This window comes from Streptomyces sp. NPDC085900, from assembly GCF_044540925.1.
In the GTDB taxonomy this organism is placed as follows: Bacteria; Actinomycetota; Actinomycetes; order Streptomycetales; family Streptomycetaceae; genus Streptomyces; species Streptomyces gilvifuscus.
Genome location: NZ_JBITSP010000001.1, coordinates 433,536 through 449,709, shown reverse-complemented (window position 1 = coordinate 449,709; position 16,174 = coordinate 433,536). Strand labels below are relative to the sequence as shown.

Sequence of the window (16,174 nt, the reverse complement as noted above, 5' to 3'; positions counted from 1 at the left end):
GGCCCCGCGCCCCTGCCGGATTTGCTACTGCTGGGGCAGGCGGTCCAGCTGGGCCTGGATGCGGGCGATGTCCTCGTCCGCCTTGGCCAGGCGGGTGCGGATCTTCTCCACCACGTTGTCCGGGGCCTTCGCCAGGAACGCCTCGTTGCCCAGCTTGGCCGTCGCCTGGGCCTTCTCCTTCTCCGCCGCCGCGAGGTCCTTGGCGAGGCGCTTGCGCTCCGCCGCGACGTCGATCGTGCCGGAGAGGTCGAGGGCGACCTCGGCGCCGGCGACCGGGAGGGTGGCCGTCGCCGTGAAGGAGTCACCCTCCGGCTGCAGGCGGAGCAGCTGGCGGATGGCGGCCTCGTGGGGCGCCAGTGCCGTGCCGTCCAGGCTGAGGCGGGCCGGGACGCGCTGGCCCGGCTGCAGGCCCTGGTCGGCGCGGAAGCGGCGGACCTCGGTGATGACCGACTGGAGCGTCTCGATCTCGCGCTCGGCGGCGTCGTCGCGGAAGCCGGAGTCCTGGGGCCAGTCGGCGACGACGACGGACTCGCCGCCCGTGAGCGTGGTCCACAGGGTGTCGGTGACGAACGGGACGATCGGGTGCAGCAGCTTGAGCGTGACGTCGAGGACCTCGCCCAGGACGCGCTGGGAGACCTCGGCCGCCTCGCCGCCCGCCTGGAACGTCGTCTTGGACAGCTCGACGTACCAGTCGAAGACCTCGTCCCACGCGAAGTGGAAGAGGGCGTCGGAGAGCTTCGCGAACTGGAAGTCCTCGTAGAACGCGTCGACCTGCGCGACCGTCTTGTTGAGCCGCGAGAGGATCCAGCGGTCGGTGGCCGACAGCTTCGACGCCTCCGGCAGCGGGCCCTGCACCGTCGCGCCGTTCATCAGCGCGAAGCGGGTGGCGTTCCAGATCTTGTTGGCGAAGTTCCTCGACGCCTGGACCCAGTCCTCGCCGATCGGGACGTCGGTGCCGGGGTTGGCGCCGCGGGCCAGGGTGAAACGGACGGCGTCGGAGCCGTACTTGTCCATCCAGTCCAGCGGGTCGACCACGTTGCCGAAGGACTTCGACATCTTCTTGCCGCGCTCGTCACGGACCAGACCGGTCAACGCGATCGTGCGGAAGGGGACTTCGCCGTCCATCGCGTACAGGCCGAACATCATCATCCGGGCGACCCAGAAGAAGATGATGTCGTGTCCGGTGAGCAGGACGTCGGTCGGGTAGAACTTCCGCAGGTCCTCGGTCTGTTCGGGCCAGCCCAGGGTGGAGAAGGGCCACAGGCCGGAGGAGAACCAGGTGTCGAGGACGTCGGTGTCCTGCTTCCAGCCCTCGCCGCTCGGCGGCTGCTCGTCCGGTCCGACGCAGACGACCTCGCCGTCCGGGCCGTACCAGACGGGGATGCGGTGGCCCCACCACAACTGGCGCGAGATGCACCAGTCGTGCATGTTGTCGACCCAGTCGAAGTACCGCTTCGACATGTCCTCGGGGTGGATCTTGACCCGGCCGTCGCGGACCGCGTCGCCGGCCGCTTGGGCCAGCGGGCCGACCTTGACCCACCACTGCATGGACAGGCGCGGCTCGATGGTGGTCTTGCAGCGCGAGCAGTGGCCGACGGAGTGGACGTACGGGCGCTTCTCGGCGACGATCCGGCCCTGCGAGCGCAGGGCGGCGACGATGGCGCTGCGCGCCTCGAAGCGGTCCAGGCCCTGGAAGGGACCGTGGGCGGTGATGACGGCCCGCTCGTCCATGACCGTGATCGACTCCAGGCCGTGGCGCTGGCCGATGGCGAAGTCGTTCGGATCGTGGGCGGGGGTGACCTTGACGGCACCGGTGCCGAACTCGGGGTCGACGTGGGTGTCGGCGACGACGGGGATGGCACGGTCGGTCAGGGGCAGCTTGATGCGCTTGCCGACCAGGTGCTTGTAGCGCTCGTCGTCCGGGTGGACGGCGACGGCGGTGTCACCGAGCATCGTCTCGGCGCGGGTGGTGGCGACGACCAGCGTCTCGTCACCCTCGCCGTACTTGATGGAGACGAGCTCGCCGTCGTCCTCCTGGTACTCCACCTCGATGTCGGAGATGGCCGTCAGACAGCGCGGGCACCAGTTGATGATGCGCTCGGCGCGGTAGATCAGCTCGTCGTCGTAGAGCTTCTTGAAGATGGTCTGGACGGCCTTGGACAGGCCCTCGTCCATGGTGAACCGCTCGCGGTCCCAGTCGACGCCGTCGCCGAGGCGGCGCATCTGGCCGAGGATCTTGCCGCCGTACTCCTCCTTCCACTGCCAGACGCGGTCGACGAACTCCTCGCGGCCGAGGTCGTGACGGGACTTGCCCTCCTCGGCGAGCTGCTGCTCGACCTTGTTCTGGGTGGCGATGCCGGCGTGGTCCATGCCGGGCAGCCACAGCGACTCGTAGCCCTGCATGCGCTTGCGGCGCGTGAGGGCGTCCATGAGCGTGTGCTGGAAGGCGTGGCCCAGGTGGAGGCTGCCGGTGACGTTCGGCGGCGGGATGACGATGGTGTACGCCGGCTTGTCGCTCTTGGCGTCAGCGGCGAAGTACCCCTTGTCCACCCAACGCTCGTACAGCGGCCCCTCTACATCGGCCGGCGCGTACTGGGTCGGCAGTTCGGTGCTGGGCGCTGATGGCTGCTGCTGAGCGTTCTCGGTCACGGGGTCAGTTTAGGGGTGCGCGCGCCCCACCCAGTAACGCGTTTCGTCGCGGAGCACCGCCCCCGCGGCATCGGGGAACGTGGCGATCGAAACGCGAGGAGAGACGCACCGCGGAAACAGTCTGCACCCAAGCGGGTGTTCGATTACCCTCAGCCCGCTACCGGACACATGATGCGCCCATGACATAAGGAGACGGATACCGTGAAACGACACGTGATCGTGGCCGCCGGAGTGGCAACCGCGAGCCTGTTGGCGTTGGCGACACCAGCCCAGGCCGGACCGCTCAGATCATGCAGCGCTTGGTACCTGGACGGTTTGGACGGAGCGGCCGTCGGCGCAACGGGTGGCGGCAGCGAGCAGCCGTCGAGCCGCACCCATCTGGACAACGTGAACCTTCGTGTGACGGACACCAGAGCCGACGGTCACCACGTCGCAGTGCGGCTGGTGACACGGCGGAGTGATGGCACGGACCACTACTGGGCCTGGCACAGCGTGTATTCCGGTGCGAACACGTCGGACTCGTGGGACACCTCGGCGACCGATTCCGGTGGCATACGCCTCGTATGGCAGGAAGTTGGCGTATTCGAAGGGGACAGCAAGCTGGGCAGTTGCTACACCCAGGCCTACTCCGGGGTCTGAACCACTCTGCCCGCTGTCCGGATCCGGCGCCGAGGTGTCACGGCGACGTCCCAATCGGCCATTGCTCGGTAACGGTGCGCCCCCCGATGCACTGGGTCCACGGCGGCTGCGCCAGGATGTCAGGACCACATAAGGCATCTGGAGGGGAACCCAGAGATGAGTCACAACCAGCCGGGCCCGTACGGCGGGCAGCCCCAGCAGCCCGGGCCGTACGGCCAGCCGGGACCCTACGGCCAGCAGCCGCCGCAGGCGCCCCAGCCCGGCTACGGCTACCCCCAGCAGCCGCCGACGGCCCAGCAGCCGGGCTACGGCTACCCGCAGACGCCCCCGCAGGGCGTGCCCCCGCAGCAGCCGAACCCGTACGGGCAGCAGCAGCCGCCCTACGGCCAGCAGCCTTATGGGCAGCAGCCGTACGGCCAGCAGCCCTACACGGTTCCGCAGCCTCCGGTGCCGGGCGGCGGGAAGAAGAAGACGGGCCTGATCATCGGCGCGGTGGCGGTCGTGGCCGCGATCGGGGTGGGGGTCTTCATGGTGGTCGGCGGGAGCGGCGGGGGCGGAGGCGCTGGTTCGAGCGTCGCCGACGACGGCCCGCACAAGCTGACGACGCCGTCGGTCGTGCTCACCGAGTACAAGAAGTCCAGCGGCGACAGCAACACGATGACCAAGTCCGACCTGCAGGACGCCGCGTCCTGGGGGGTCAAGGACGCCAAGGACGTCAGCGCCTCCTACGAGGTGAAGGACACGAGCAACCCGCTGGGCGGGAAGATCCTCTCGTTCGGTGGCGTCTACGGCACGATCGACGATCCCGCGAAGGCCGTTGACGGCTTCTTCGCCTTCATGAAGAAGGACTCCAAGAAGGAGAACGTCACCTTCGAGGGAAGCCCCAAGGAGTACAAGCCAGCGGGACTGAACGGCGCGATCCTCAAGTGCCAGGGTGCCAAGGTCGAGAACTCGTCCGCGGCCGCGTCCGGCATGGCCAAGGAGATGGGCGTGACGTACTGCGTCTGGGGCGACCACAGCACGCTCGGTTTCGTGATGCCGATGAAGTACTCGGACATCGCGGCCGGCAACGCCACCGACCCCACGGAGGCGGCGGCCACGACCGCCAAGCTCCGCAACGAAGTGCGCGTCAAGGCCTGACGAGTTTCCTGGCGTTCAACCACGAAGGGGCCCCGGTCAGTTGACCGGGGCCCCTTCGTTCGGGTCGTTACGCCGTCTTCTGTTCGCCAGGGCCGCGGCCGTTGCGGGCGTCGCGGGGGATCAGGGTCGGGTTGACGTTGGAGTGGACGACGTCGGCCGTGATGACCACGCGGGCCACGTCCTTGCGGGACGGGACCTCGTACATCACCGACATCAGGACCTCCTCCATGATGGCGCGCAGGCCGCGCGCGCCGGTCTGGCGGAGGATGGCCTGGTCGGCGATGGCCTCCAGGGCCTCGCGCTCGAAGTCCAGCTCCACGCCGTCGAGTTCGAACAGGCGCTGGTACTGCTTGACGAGCGCGTTGCGCGGCTCGACCAGGATCTGGAGCAGGGCCTCGCGGTCCAGGTTGTGGACCGAGGTGATGACCGGGAGGCGGCCGATGAACTCGGGGATCATGCCGAACTTGACCAGGTCCTCGGGCATGACGTCCTCGAACTGGTCCTTGGCCTCCAGCTCGCGCTTGGAGCGGATCGTCGCGCCGAAGCCGATGCCCTTGGCGCCGGCCCGGGACTCGATGATCTTCTCCAGGCCCGCGAAGGCACCGCCCACGATGAACAGCACGTTCGTCGTGTCGATCTGGATGAACTCCTGGTGCGGGTGCTTGCGGCCGCCCTGGGGCGGGACGGAGGCCGTGGTGCCCTCGAGGATCTTCAGCAGGGCCTGCTGGACGCCCTCGCCGGACACGTCGCGCGTGATGGAGGGGTTTTCACTCTTCCTCGCGACCTTGTCGATCTCGTCGATGTAGATGATCCCGGTCTCGGCCTTCTTGACGTCGTAGTCCGCCGCCTGGATCAGCTTCAGCAGGATGTTCTCGACGTCCTCGCCGACATAGCCGGCCTCCGTGAGCGCCGTCGCGTCCGCGATAGCGAACGGGACGTTCAGCATGCGCGCCAGCGTCTGCGCCAGGAGGGTCTTGCCCGAACCCGTGGGGCCGAGCAGGAGGATGTTGGACTTCGCCAACTCGATCGCGTCGTCACGGCCGCTGCCGCCGCCGTTCTCGCCGGCCTGGACGCGTTTGTAGTGGTTGTAGACCGCGACGGAGAGGGCCTTCTTGGCGGCCTCCTGGCCGACCACGTAGCCCTCGAGGAACTCGTAGATCTCGCGGGGCTTGGGGAGTTCCTCCCAGCGCACCTCGCTCGTCTCCGCGAGTTCTTCCTCGATGATCTCGTTGCAGAGGTCGATGCACTCGTCGCAGATGTACACACCAGGCCCTGCGATGAGCTTCTTGACCTGCTTCTGGCTCTTGCCGCAGAACGAGCACTTCAGCAGATCGCCGCCGTCACCGATGCGTGCCACGGTGTGCTTCCCCTTCGCCTGGGAGACGCCTAGATCCAGCGGCTCCTGGTGCTGCCTATTCCGACGGTACCTTGCCGGGCCCCCCGTTCGGGCCCCCCTTGGCGCGGTTCACTGTGACGTGCAGCGTGTCAAAGCACACCAACCGTGCCAAGGGGCGGCAGACGATACAGCTTCCGCCCGCCTCTTTTTCAGCGGACGGCCGCGTTGTTCATCTTCCGGGTGGAGATGATCTGGTCGATCAGGCCGTACTCCAGCGCGTCCTCGGCCGTGAGGATCTTGTCGCGCTCGATGTCCTCGCGGATCTTCTCGATCGGCGTGGTCGAGTGCTTGGCCAGCATCTCCTCCAGCTGCGCACGCATCCGGAGGATCTCGTTGGCGGCGATCTCCAGGTCGGAGACCTGACCGCGGCCCGTCTCGCTGTACGGCTGGTGGATCAGAACGCGGGCGTTCGGCAGCGCCATGCGCTTGCCCGGCGTGCCGGCGGCCAGCAGGATCGCGGCCGCGGAGGCCGCCTGGCCCATGCAGACCGTCTGGATGTCGGGCTTGACGAACTGCATCGTGTCGTAGATGGCCGTCAGCGCCGTGAAGGAGCCGCCGGGGCTGTTGATGTAGACCGAGATGTCCCGGTCGGGGTCCATCGACTCCAGGCACAGCAGCTGCGCCATGACGTCGTTGGCGGAGGCGTCGTCGATCTGGACACCGAGGAAGATCACTCGCTCCTCGAAGAGCTTCGCGTACGGGTCGTACTCACGAATGCCCTGCGAGGTGCGCTCGACGAAGCGCGGGATCACATAGCGGGACTCGGCACGCGGGCCGGTGTACTCGGCCTCGGGGCGGGCGAAGAGGCCGCTGCCGGGGAAGTCGTTCACTGTCTGTCTCCTAGGGGCTGTGGCGGTCGGCTGGGGGCTCGGCAGGGTGGCCTCAGGCCGCCCCGGTACCGCCGCCGCCCGGCATACCGGCGGCCGTCGGGATGACGTCGTCGATGAGGCCGTACTCCTTGGCCTCGAAGGCGTCGAACCAGCGGTCGCGGTCCGAGTCGCGGGTGATCTGCTCGACCGACTGGCCGGTGTGCTGCGCCGTGAGCTCGGCCATGCGCTTCTTGGTGTGCAGCAGCCGCTCGGCGTGGATCTTGATGTCGGAGGCCGAGCCCGCCAGGCCCGCGGAGGGCTGGTGGATCAGGATCTCGGCGTTCGGCAGCGCGAAGCGCTTGCCGGGGGTGCCCGCGCTGAGCAGGAACTGCCCCATGGAGGCCGCGAGGCCCATGGCGATGGTCACCACGTCGTTCTTGATGAACTGCATGGTGTCGTAGATCGCCATACCGGCCGTGATCGAACCGCCCGGGCTGTTGATGTAGAGGTAGATGTCCTTGTCCGGGTCTGCGGCAAGGAGCAGCAGCTGTGCGGTGATCTTGTTCGCGATGTCGTCGTCGACCGGCTGGCCGAGGAAGATGATCCGCTCGTTGAGCAGCCGGTTGTAGACCTGGTCGCCGAGGCCACCACCGATGGAAGGCTCGCCGGCGGCGGAGGGCATCAGATTCGTCACGTATCCACCTGCTCGTCTTACGACGGCGCCGGGCCGTCTCACGTGTTCCCATCCGGGGGCTGGGCTAGTTCTGGGGACTCCCCTGCCCTCGTACATGGACCCTAACGCGCAGGCCGGACAGTGCCATCCCGGTTCCCGGACTGTTCGCTGTCAGCGCATGCGCCGTTGCTCCGTGGGACGGGCGGTGGGCACGAGTGCCGGAAAGGGCCCGGGGAGCGTGTCCCCGGGCCCTTTCCCTACGACGTCTCGCGGCGCCGTGGGCGTCAGCCCTCGGTCTTCTCCGCCTCGTCGGCGTCGGTGGCGTCGGCCTCGGTCGCCTCGGCGGCGACGTCGGCGGCGGCCTCCGTCTCCTCCTCGTCGTCCAGGTCGATGACCTCGCCGTTGGTGTCCTTGACCGTGGCGGCCTCGACGACGACCGCGAGGGCCTTGCCGCGGGCGACCTCGCCGACCAGGAGCGGCACCTGGCCGCCCTCGACGACGGCCTGGGCGAACTGGTCGGGGGACATGCCGGAGGAGGCCGCGCGGCGCATGAGGTGCTCGGTGAGCTCCTCCTGGTTGACGTTCAGCTTCTCCTGCTTGACCAGCTCGTCGAGGACGAACTGGGTCTTGATGCCCTTGACCGCGGCTTCCTTGGTCTCGGCGTCGAACTCCTCGACCGTCTTGCCCTGGATCTCGAGGTACTTCTCGAGGTCGAGACCCATCTGGCCGAGCTGGTGGTGCTCCAGGTTGTGCTTGCGGGTGTTGATCTCGTCCTCGAGCAGCTTCTCGGGGACGGGCACCTCGACGAGCTCCAGCAGCTTCTCCAGGACGCGCTCCTGGGCCTGCGTGGCCTGGTCGTACTGCTTCATGTTCTCCAGGCGCTTGCGGCTGTCCGCCTTGAGCTCCTCGAGGGTGTCGAACTCGGACGCGAGCTGCGCGAAGTCGTCGTCCAGCTCGGGCAGTTCGCGCGCGGCGACCTGGGTGACCTTGACGGTGACCTCGGCCTCCTTGCCCGCGGCGGAGCCGCCCTTGAGCTCGGAGGTGAAGGTGGCCTCCTCGCCGGCGGACAGGCCCTTGACGGCGTCGTCGATGCCGTCGAGGAGCTCGCCCGAGCCGATGGTGTAGGAGACGCCGTCGGCGACGCCGTCCTCGAGGACCTCGCCCTCGACCTTGGCCTGCAGGTCGATCGTGACGACGTCGCCGTCCTCGGCGGCGCGCTCGACCGGGGAGGTCGAGGCGAAGCGCTCGCGGAGCTGCTCGACGGACTTCTCGACGTCCTCGTCGGTGACCTCGACCGCGTCGACCTCGACCTCGATGCCGGAGTAGTCCGGGATCTCGATGGTCGGGCGGACGTCGACCTCGGCGGTGAAGTTCAGCGTCTCGCCGTCCTTCAGCTCGGTGATGTCGACCTCGGGCTGGCCGAGGACGTCGATCTCCGCCTCGTTGACCGCCTCGGTGTAGAACTTCGGGAGCGCGTCGTTGACCGCCTCCTCCAGGACCGCACCGCGGCCGAACCGCTGGTCGATGACGCGGGCCGGGATCTTGCCCTTGCGGAAGCCCTTCACCGTGACCTGCTGGTTGATCTTCTTGTACGCCGCGTCGAGGCTGTCCTTGAGCTCCTCGAAGGGCACCTCGACAGTGAGCCGAACCCGAGTCGGGTTCAGGGTCTCCACGGCGCTCTTCACGGTTCGGTCTCCTTGATGGCTGACTGCTTGGATTCTGCCGGGGCCAGAGCGGCTCCGGCGGATCGCCGCCCGGGAGGACTACTTCGTAGAGGAGAGACACACGGGCGTGCAGCTTGCATAGTAACGGCAGCGGCGACACGCCCCAAAGGCGATCACTGGGTGATCAGGTGGTCGGGGTGGCGGGATTTGAACCCACGGCCTTCCGCTCCCAAAGCGGACGCGCTACCAAGCTGCGCCACACCCCGTCTGGTGCGACACGTAGGGTACATGCCCGCACGCTGTGCGACCGCCGCATTTCCCGGAGTGCCGCCGCCGGGACCCGCCTGGCGGCGAAGGGGTGTGCGGCGAGGCGGGCCGACCCGCTACGATGCCTTCAGTGCCGCGGTCTTCCGACCTGCGGCGCGCGCTGTGCGGGCGTAGCTCAATGGTAGAGCCCCAGTCTTCCAAACTGGCTACGCGGGTTCGATTCCCGTCGCCCGCTCCATACGGCCCGGGGCCGGGCCGGAGGATCATCCTCCGGCCCGGCCCCGAGTGTTTTCGGCAGCGGGCGTGGCGCGGCGGATCGCCTCCGTGTGGTTCCCGGCCGTCGGCGCGGTCACGGCCGGGGCGCCGTGACGGACCGCGTCCGGCCCCTGCCGAGGCGGCGCCGGTCGCGTGGGCGCACAGGACGAGCACACATGACGGGGCCGCCGCCGGGTACGCGATGCATGGGCGGCCGGCGGGGCGCGGGGTCAGAAGCTGATCGAGTTGATCGTTTCCGCTATCGAGTTCAGGAAGCGGTTGATCGACGGGGCCATGCCGGTCGACGCGAGGAAGAAGCCGAAGAGCACCGCGACGATGGCGGGTCCGGCCTTGATCGACCCGCCCCGGATCAGGACCACCAGGATGATCGCCAACAGCAGCACCACTGACAGTGAAATGGCCACAACTGATCACACACCCTAGGTCGGTCCGCTCTCCCGGCCCGGGGGCGCCATCCCCGCGCACCCCCGCCAGAACCATCGTGCCACCAACAGGGCCTGCGTATGCGGCTGGTGGGACATCGGCGCGACACCTGTGTCACACCTTTGCCTGAACCATACGGGCCCACGGGCGCCACAGACCCCAACACCGGCTGTCCGCACGGCAATTCGAGGACCCACCCGCCCGAGGAATTCGGCGGGATCGTTTCCATGTCCACACAACGCGTTCGCAGTTAATTCGAATTGTCGCCACGGGCACATCAAAGCGGCGGAACAGCCGCCCCAGTTGTCGGTATACATCCGGACTAAGCAACCCATAAGTCCAGCGAGCGACTCCGACGGAATGTCCCCTTCATGCCTCTTTGCCGGGACGAACCGTGAGGTCAACTCCCCGCAATTTCGGGGCACACGAAGCCCATAAGCAGGAATGACATGGACGGTTTCACGAAAAGCCACAGACAACGCTAGGGTGCCTCAGATGTTTCACGCCGCCTCGTCCCCCGGTCAGCACAGAACGCCGCTCCCTCCGGCACAGTCGCCGGCGTCGGGAGTGCCGAGTCCGCGTTCACCGCAGAGTCAGCAGGCGCGTGCGGCCCAGGGACGACCGGCCGCCGGGCCCGGCAAGCAGCGCGACGCCTTCTTCGACAACGCCAAGTACCTGGCGATCGTGCTGGTGGCCATGGGCCACTCCTGGGAGCCGCTGAAGGGCGACAGCCGCGTCCTGGAGGGCGTGTACACCGTCGTCTACGCCTTCCACATGCCGGCGTTCATCATCATCTCCGGCTTCTTCTCCCGCAGTTTCGACATGCGCCCCGACCGCCTCAGGCGGCTGGTCACCGGCGTCCTGGTGCCCTACGTCCTGTTCGAGACGGCGTACTCCCTGTTCAAGCGCTACGGCGACCACGACCCGAGCATGGACATCAGCCTGCTCGACCCCTGGTACCTCACCTGGTTCCTGATCGCGCTGTTCATCTGGCGGCTGACGACCCCGCTGTGGAAGACCGTCCGCTGGCCGCTGCCGCTCGCGCTCGCCGTCGCCATGCTGGCCTCGGTCTCCCCGGACATCGGCGACGACCTCGACCTGCAGCGGGTGCTGCAGTTCCTGCCGTACTTCGTGCTGGGTCTGTGCATGAGGCCGGAGCACTTCCAGAGGGTGCGCACGCGCCGGATGCGGATGCTGTCCGTGCCGGTCTTCGCGGCCGCGCTGGCCGTCGGCTGGTGGGCGGTGCCGCGGATGGACACCGCGTGGTTCTACCACCGCGACGCCGCGCAGAACCTGGACGCGCCCTGGTGGTCCGGGCCGGTGATGACGCTGGCGCTGTTCGGCTGCTCGCTGCTGCTGACCGCCTGCTTCTTCGCCTGGGTGCCGCGCCGGCGGATGTGGTTCACGGCACTCGGCGCGGGCACGCTGTACGGCTATCTGCTGCACGGTTTCGTGGTCAAGGCCGGTGACTTCTACGGCTGGTTCGACTACGGGTGGATGCGCCGGCCGCTCGGCGAGATCCTCGTGACGCTCGCCGCGGCCGCCGTCGTCACCGTGCTGTGCACCCGGCCGGTGCAGCGGGTGTTCCGGTTCGCGATGGAACCCGAGATGAAGTGGGCCTTCCGGCCGGACTCCGTCGAGGCGGCGCGCGGCCGTGTCAACGCCCCGCGCGAGAAGGTCAGCGCCTAGCGACACCCCAGCAGGGCGCCGTGGCGTCCAGGCCGAGAAGTGCGCGCATTTCGGCGTACTTCTCGGTCAGCCGTGTGCGGGTGGCCGCGTCCTCGACGCCCGCGACGCGTGCCGGGTCGGCGTTGTGGGCGATGTCCGCGGCCTTCACCAGCAGCGCGCCGGGGGTGGCCAGAATCCGGTCGGCGTACTCGCGCGCCGGCTCGCCGTCCCGTTTGGTGAGCGCGAGCACGATGTCCTGCGTACGCGGGCTCAGTTCGAGTCCGCGCAGCCACCGCTCGGTCAGCGGTGTGTCCTCGACGGCGTCGTGCAGCCAGGCCGCCTTCAGCTGGTCCTCGTCCCCGGCGCAGGCCCGCACGCCCGCCACGACGGCGACGAGGTGCTCCACATAGGGGCGGCCCTGCTTGTCGGTCTGGGTGGCGTGCGCCCAGCGCGCGATCTTCTCGACTTCGAGCAACGACAGTGTCATCGCCCCAGTGTGTCCTCGCGGCCCCGGTGTCCTCGCCCGGGGCCCGCGCCCTGAGGGGCTAGCCGAGCCTGGGCTGCCCGGCCGTCGGGCCCTCGCGGCAGATCAGCAGCAGGGCCCGGTCGTCGTTGACGTCCTTGGCCACCGCCTCGATCAGATGCCAGGCCGCGCCGTGGAAACCGCCCGCGACATACCGGTCGGCCTCCCCGGTCAGCCGGTCGATGCCCTCGACGATGTCCCGGTCGGAGGTCTCCACCAAGCCGTCCGTGAACAGCATCAACACGTCTCCGGGGCGCAGCGATCCCTTCACGGGGTCGAACTGCGCGCCGTCGTACACACCCAGCAGCGGCCCCTCGGCCGCCTTCTCCTCCCAGCGGCCGCTGCCCGCGCTGAGCTGCAGGCCCGGCGGGTGGCCGGCGGAGTAGAGCTCGTAGTCGCCGGAGTCGAGGTCCAGCACGAGGTGGATCGAGGTCGCGAAGCCCTCGTCCCAGTCCTGGCGCAGCAGGTAGCCGTTCGCCGCCGGGAGGAAGGCGTGCGGCGGAAGGGAGCCCAGCAGGCCGCCGAAGGCGCCCGACAGCAGCAGCGCGCGCGAACCGGCGTCCATGCCCTTGCCGGACACGTCCGTCAGGACGACCTCCAGGGTGCGGCCGCCGTTCGTCCGGGCCGCGACCACGAAGTCGCCCGAGAAGGACTGGCCGCCGGCCGGGCGCAGGGCCATCTCGCGGTGCCAGCCGTCGGGCAGCTTGGGCAGCTTGCTCTGGACGCGGATGCGTTCGCGCAGGTCGAAGAGCATGGTGCCGCCGCGCCGCCACGGCACCCCGACCCGGCTGCGGAACTGGGCCACCAGCAGGCCGAAGAACCCACAGGCGGCGACCACCAGGACCACGCCCGGGGTGACCCGCGAGGGCCCCTCCGTGTAGGGGCCGAGCTTCACCGACTCCACGATCAGCGCCGTGGCCGCCGCCGCGTACAGGCCGAGCAGGCTGGCCGGACGCAGCAGCAGGCCGCCCGCGACGATCGGGACGACCAGCAGGGCCGGGGAGCACCACACCGAGTTGGCCAGGGTGACGGCCGCGATGACCGGGATGGTGAACAGCAGCAGGCCCAGCGCGATCCACTCCGAGCCGTCCCCGCGGAAGTAGTCGACGGCGCTTCTGCGCACGCCGACCCGGGCCCGGTGCCACTGCATCTTCAACCGGGCCGTGAACGTCTCGGCTTCCGCGCGCCGCTCTCGTCCTGCTGCCATTAGTTCGGGACCTTATCCGTCGGACCCGTCACTTGGCACAGGAGGTACGACTTGTCCCCCATCCGAGGTTCGACTTCACAGTCACCGTGAAGGCCGTGAATAGACCGTTTTGTACGGGCCCGTTGAGCCTTTCGACCTGCGACGCAAATTCCCTCGCTCCTCTCGGGCCGCCCTGATAGGCATGGTTCATGGGCACCGATGTACGCGCGCTGCGCCAGGACGAGTGGGACGAGTGGTACGACAACCTGATCCGCGCCTTCGGCGGGGTTCCGGAGTCGGACGAGGAGCGCGCGCTGTGGCGCGAGCTCACCGAGCCCGAGCGGTGCGTGGGCGTCTGGGACGGTGCGGCGTGCGTCGGGACGGCCGGAGCGTTCGCCTTCCGGCTGACCGTGCCCGGCGGTGCCGCGGTGCCGGCCGCCGGCGTCACCATGGTGTCCGTGGCCGCCACGCACCGGCGCCGGGGCGTCCTGACGTCCATGATGCGGCGCCAGTTGGACGACTTGCGGTCCTGGGGCGAGCCGCTGGCCGTGCTGACGGCCTCCGAGCCCGCGATCTACGGGCGCTTCGGCTACGGGACCGCGACCTTCCACGTGAACGCCGAGATCGACACGACCCGCGTCCGGCTGTCCGCGCCGCCCGGCACCGACGACGTACGACTGCGGTACGCGCGGCCCGAGGAGGCGCTCGACGTCTGCGAGGGGGTGTACGCCCGGGTCGTGGCGCGGCGGCCGGGGATGCTGGTGCGCGGCGCGGGCTGGGAGCGGCTGGGGGTGCTGGACCCGGCGAGCGACCGGGACGGCGCGTCGCCGCTGCAGTGCGTGCTGGCGGAGCGGGACGGCGAGGTCGTGGGGTACGCGCGGTTCCGGGTCAAGCCGGACTGGGCGCCGACGGGCCCCGACGGCAGCGTGCTGGTGCAGGACCTGGAGGCGCTGGACCCGGCCGGGCACGCGGCGCTGTGGCGGTTCCTGTTCGACATCGACCTCACGTCGAAGGTGAACACGCGGGGCCGGCCGCTGGACGAGGGCTGGCAGCATCTGGTGTCCGACATCAGGCGGTGCTCGCTGCGGGTGCGGGACTCCCTGTACGTACGGCTGGTGGACGTCGGCGCGGCGCTGCAGGCGCGGACCTACCAGGCGCCGGTGGACGTGGTGCTGGCGGTGGAGGACGCCTTCTGCCCCTGGAACGAGGGCCGTTGGCGGCTGACCGGCGACCCGAAGGGCGCCTCCTGCGCCCGTACCGAGGACGCCCCGGATCTCGCCCTGTCCGTGCGGGAGTTGGGGGCGGCGTACCTCGGCGGTGTCACCCTCGAGGCGCTCGCCGCGGCCGGGCGGGTGCGGGAGCTGCGCCAGGGCGCGCTGGCGGAGGCGTCACCGGCCTTCGCGTCCACGGCGGCCCCGTGGCTGCCGCACGGCTTCTAGGCGCGCTGGCAGGCGGGGCACCAGAAGAGGTTGCGGGCTGCGAGGTCGGCGGTGCGGATCTCGCCGCCGCAGATGTGGCAGGGCAGATCGGCCCGGCGGTAGACGTAGACCTCGCCGCCGTGGTCGTCGACGCGCGGCGGGCGGCCCATGGCCTCCGGTGTGTGTTCGGGGCGGACGGTGTCGATGCGGTTGTCGCGCACGCCCTCGCGCATCAGCGCGACGAGGTCGGCCCAGATCGCGTCCCACTCGGCCGGGGTGATGTCCTTGCCCGCCCGGTAGGGGTCGATGCCGTGCCGGAAGAGGACCTCGGCGCGGTAGACGTTGCCGACGCCTGCGATCACCTTCTGGTCCATCAGCAGTGCGGCGATCGTCGTACGGCTGCGGGAGATCCGCCGGTACGCCACCAGCGGGTCGGCGTCGGGCCGGAGCGGGTCGGGGCCCAGGCGGGCGTGTATCGCCGCTTTCTCGGCGTCCGTGACGAGCGCGCAGGTCGTCGGGCCGCGCAGGTCGACGTAGGAGGTGGCGTTCGCCAGGCGCAGCCGGACGGTGTCGGTCGGCGGGGGCGCCGGGGCGTCGCCGAAGGTCACCTTGCCGAAGAGGCCGAGGTGGATGTGGACCCAGTCGGCGTCGCGGAAGCCCAGGAAGAGGTGCTTTCCGTGGGCTTCCGTACGGGTGAGCCGGGCGCCGTCGAGCAGTGCGGCGGCGTCGGAGAACTTGCCCTGGGGGCTGGTGACGCGCGGCGCCGTGCCGGAGAAGCGGTCGGCGTAGTCGGCCGCCAACCGGTGGATCGTGTGCCCCTCTGGCACGGTGCCTGTTCCTTTCCGGCCCCCTTCGCGGGGCGTCAGTCCTGCTGCGGGTGGTGCGCCGGGATCGGGGGCAGGTCGCCCGTCGTCTCGTAGTCCGCGAGCATGTCGATGCGGCGGATGTGGCGCTCGTCACCGGAGAACGGGGTGCCCAGGAAGGTCTCGACGAACTTCGTCGCCTCCTCGGCCGTGTGCATGCGTGCGCCCACCGCCACGACGTTGGCGTTGTTGTGCTGGCGGCCGAGCGAGGCGGTCTCCTCGCTCCAGGCGAGCGCCGCGCGCACCCCCTTCACCTTGTTCGCGGCGATCTGCTCGCCGTTGCCGGAGCCGCCGATCACGATGCCGAGGGAGTCGGGGTCCGCGGCCGTCCGCTCGGCGGCACGCAGGCAGAAGGGCGGGTAGTCGTCCTGGGCGTCGTAGATGTGCGGGCCGCAGTCGACGGGGTCGTGGCCGGCCGCCTTCAACCACTCGACGAGGTGGTTCTTGAGTTCGAAGCCGGCATGGTCGGAGCCGAGATACACGCGCATGCCTGTGAGTGTGACACGGCCGTTTCCGGGCAGCAGCCCCGGGTGTCGGCCAAGGGGAATCCGCACGTCACCATGGAACCTCAAGGAAACCT

At 69.4% G+C, this 16,174-nt stretch carries 14 protein-coding genes and 2 tRNA genes; 5 read left to right on the top strand and 11 right to left on the bottom strand.

Annotation, left to right across the window (positions count from 1 at the left end; all coding sequences use genetic code 11):
• Positions 1–24: 24 nt before the first annotated feature.
• The gene (locus ACIGDI_RS01980; RefSeq protein WP_399889126.1) at positions 25–2,649 is read right to left on the bottom strand and encodes a valine--tRNA ligase; all 2,625 of its coding nucleotides are present in this window, start codon (positions 2,647–2,649) and stop codon (positions 25–27) included.
• A gap of 201 nt (positions 2,650–2,850) precedes the next feature.
• Between ACIGDI_RS01980 and ACIGDI_RS01975 the strand changes: the two genes are divergently transcribed.
• The gene (locus ACIGDI_RS01975; protein ID WP_399889123.1) at positions 2,851–3,288 is read left to right on the top strand and encodes a hypothetical protein; all 438 of its coding nucleotides are present in this window, start codon (positions 2,851–2,853) and stop codon (positions 3,286–3,288) included.
• Between the two features lie 156 nt (positions 3,289–3,444).
• The gene (locus ACIGDI_RS01970) at positions 3,445–4,428 is read left to right on the top strand and encodes a hypothetical protein (protein ID WP_399889120.1); all 984 of its coding nucleotides are present in this window, start codon (positions 3,445–3,447) and stop codon (positions 4,426–4,428) included.
• 67 nt (positions 4,429–4,495) lie between these two features.
• Here ACIGDI_RS01970 and clpX read toward each other — a convergent pair whose 3' ends face one another.
• The 5 genes from clpX to ACIGDI_RS01945 all read right to left on the bottom strand — a co-directional run bounded on the left by clpX (position 4,496) and on the right by ACIGDI_RS01945 (position 9,236).
• Positions 4,496–5,785 carry an ATP-dependent Clp protease ATP-binding subunit ClpX gene (clpX, locus tag ACIGDI_RS01965; RefSeq protein ID WP_058925301.1) on the bottom strand — a complete coding sequence of 430 codons (1,290 nt, stop codon included), beginning with the start codon at positions 5,783–5,785 and terminating at the stop codon, positions 4,496–4,498.
• A 188-nt stretch (positions 5,786–5,973) separates the two neighbouring features.
• Positions 5,974–6,654 carry an ATP-dependent Clp protease proteolytic subunit gene (locus ACIGDI_RS01960; RefSeq protein WP_200701533.1) on the bottom strand — a complete coding sequence of 227 codons (681 nt, stop codon included), beginning with the start codon at positions 6,652–6,654 and terminating at the stop codon, positions 5,974–5,976.
• A gap of 52 nt (positions 6,655–6,706) precedes the next feature.
• Positions 6,707–7,315 carry an ATP-dependent Clp protease proteolytic subunit gene (locus ACIGDI_RS01955; RefSeq protein WP_055623941.1) on the bottom strand — a complete coding sequence of 203 codons (609 nt, stop codon included), beginning with the start codon at positions 7,313–7,315 and terminating at the stop codon, positions 6,707–6,709.
• A 275-nt stretch (positions 7,316–7,590) separates the two neighbouring features.
• Complete coding sequence (gene tig, locus ACIGDI_RS01950; protein WP_200701534.1) at positions 7,591–8,991, bottom strand: trigger factor; 1,401 nt, start codon at positions 8,989–8,991, stop codon at positions 7,591–7,593.
• A gap of 168 nt (positions 8,992–9,159) precedes the next feature.
• Positions 9,160–9,236: transfer RNA gene (locus ACIGDI_RS01945), tRNA-Pro, on the bottom strand.
• Positions 9,237–9,401: 165 nt separating this feature from the next.
• Here ACIGDI_RS01945 and ACIGDI_RS01940 point away from each other — a divergent pair.
• A tRNA-Gly gene (locus ACIGDI_RS01940) sits at positions 9,402–9,475 on the top strand.
• Positions 9,476–9,722: 247 nt separating this feature from the next.
• Here the strand turns inward: ACIGDI_RS01940 and ACIGDI_RS01935 are convergent.
• A complete protein-coding gene (locus tag ACIGDI_RS01935) occupies positions 9,723–9,917 on the bottom strand; it encodes a hypothetical protein (protein ID WP_016435177.1) in 195 nt (64 codons plus the stop codon).
• A gap of 586 nt (positions 9,918–10,503) precedes the next feature.
• Here ACIGDI_RS01935 and ACIGDI_RS01930 point away from each other — a divergent pair.
• Positions 10,504–11,625: an acyltransferase family protein gene (locus ACIGDI_RS01930; protein WP_399889114.1), complete on the top strand. Its 1,122-nt coding sequence runs from the start codon at positions 10,504–10,506 to the stop codon at positions 11,623–11,625.
• Here ACIGDI_RS01930 and ACIGDI_RS01925 read toward each other — a convergent pair.
• A complete protein-coding gene (locus ACIGDI_RS01925) occupies positions 11,615–12,091 on the bottom strand; it encodes an HD domain-containing protein (protein WP_399889111.1) in 477 nt (158 codons plus the stop codon). The genes ACIGDI_RS01930 and ACIGDI_RS01925 overlap by 11 nt on opposite strands.
• A 58-nt stretch (positions 12,092–12,149) precedes the next feature.
• A complete protein-coding gene (locus ACIGDI_RS01920) occupies positions 12,150–13,334 on the bottom strand; it encodes a PP2C family protein-serine/threonine phosphatase (RefSeq protein WP_200701537.1) in 1,185 nt (394 codons plus the stop codon).
• 188 nt (positions 13,335–13,522) lie between these two features.
• On the opposite strand from ACIGDI_RS01920, the gene ACIGDI_RS01915 reads away from it, so the two are divergent.
• Positions 13,523–14,752, top strand: coding sequence for a GNAT family N-acetyltransferase (locus ACIGDI_RS01915; RefSeq protein ID WP_399889107.1), 1,230 nt, complete (start codon positions 13,523–13,525; stop codon positions 14,750–14,752).
• Here the strand turns inward: ACIGDI_RS01915 and ACIGDI_RS01910 are convergent.
• Positions 14,749–15,558: an Fpg/Nei family DNA glycosylase gene (locus ACIGDI_RS01910; protein ID WP_399889104.1), complete on the bottom strand. Its 810-nt coding sequence runs from the start codon at positions 15,556–15,558 to the stop codon at positions 14,749–14,751. The genes ACIGDI_RS01915 and ACIGDI_RS01910 overlap by 4 nt on opposite strands.
• Before the next feature lie 35 nt (positions 15,559–15,593).
• Positions 15,594–16,082 carry a ribose-5-phosphate isomerase gene (locus tag ACIGDI_RS01905; protein WP_142151968.1) on the bottom strand — a complete coding sequence of 163 codons (489 nt, stop codon included), beginning with the start codon at positions 16,080–16,082 and terminating at the stop codon, positions 15,594–15,596.
• Positions 16,083–16,174: the final 92 nt, after the last annotated feature.

Excerpts from the sequence above, each read along its gene's own strand:
- ACIGDI_RS01970 (WP_399889120.1), top strand. The coding sequence starts at position 3,445 with ATGAGTCACAACCAGCCGGGCCCGTACGGCGGGCAGCCCCAGCAGCCC.
- ACIGDI_RS01955 (WP_055623941.1), bottom strand. The coding sequence starts at position 7,315 with ATGCCCTCCGCCGCCGGCGAGCCTTCCATCGGTGGTGGCCTCGGCGAC.
- ACIGDI_RS01925 (WP_399889111.1), bottom strand. The coding sequence starts at position 12,091 with ATGACACTGTCGTTGCTCGAAGTCGAGAAGATCGCGCGCTGGGCGCAC.
- ACIGDI_RS01920 (WP_200701537.1), bottom strand. The coding sequence starts at position 13,334 with ATGGCAGCAGGACGAGAGCGGCGCGCGGAAGCCGAGACGTTCACGGCC.
- ACIGDI_RS01915 (WP_399889107.1), top strand. The coding sequence starts at position 13,523 with ATGGGCACCGATGTACGCGCGCTGCGCCAGGACGAGTGGGACGAGTGG.
- ACIGDI_RS01905 (WP_142151968.1), bottom strand. The coding sequence starts at position 16,082 with ATGCGCGTGTATCTCGGCTCCGACCATGCCGGCTTCGAACTCAAGAAC.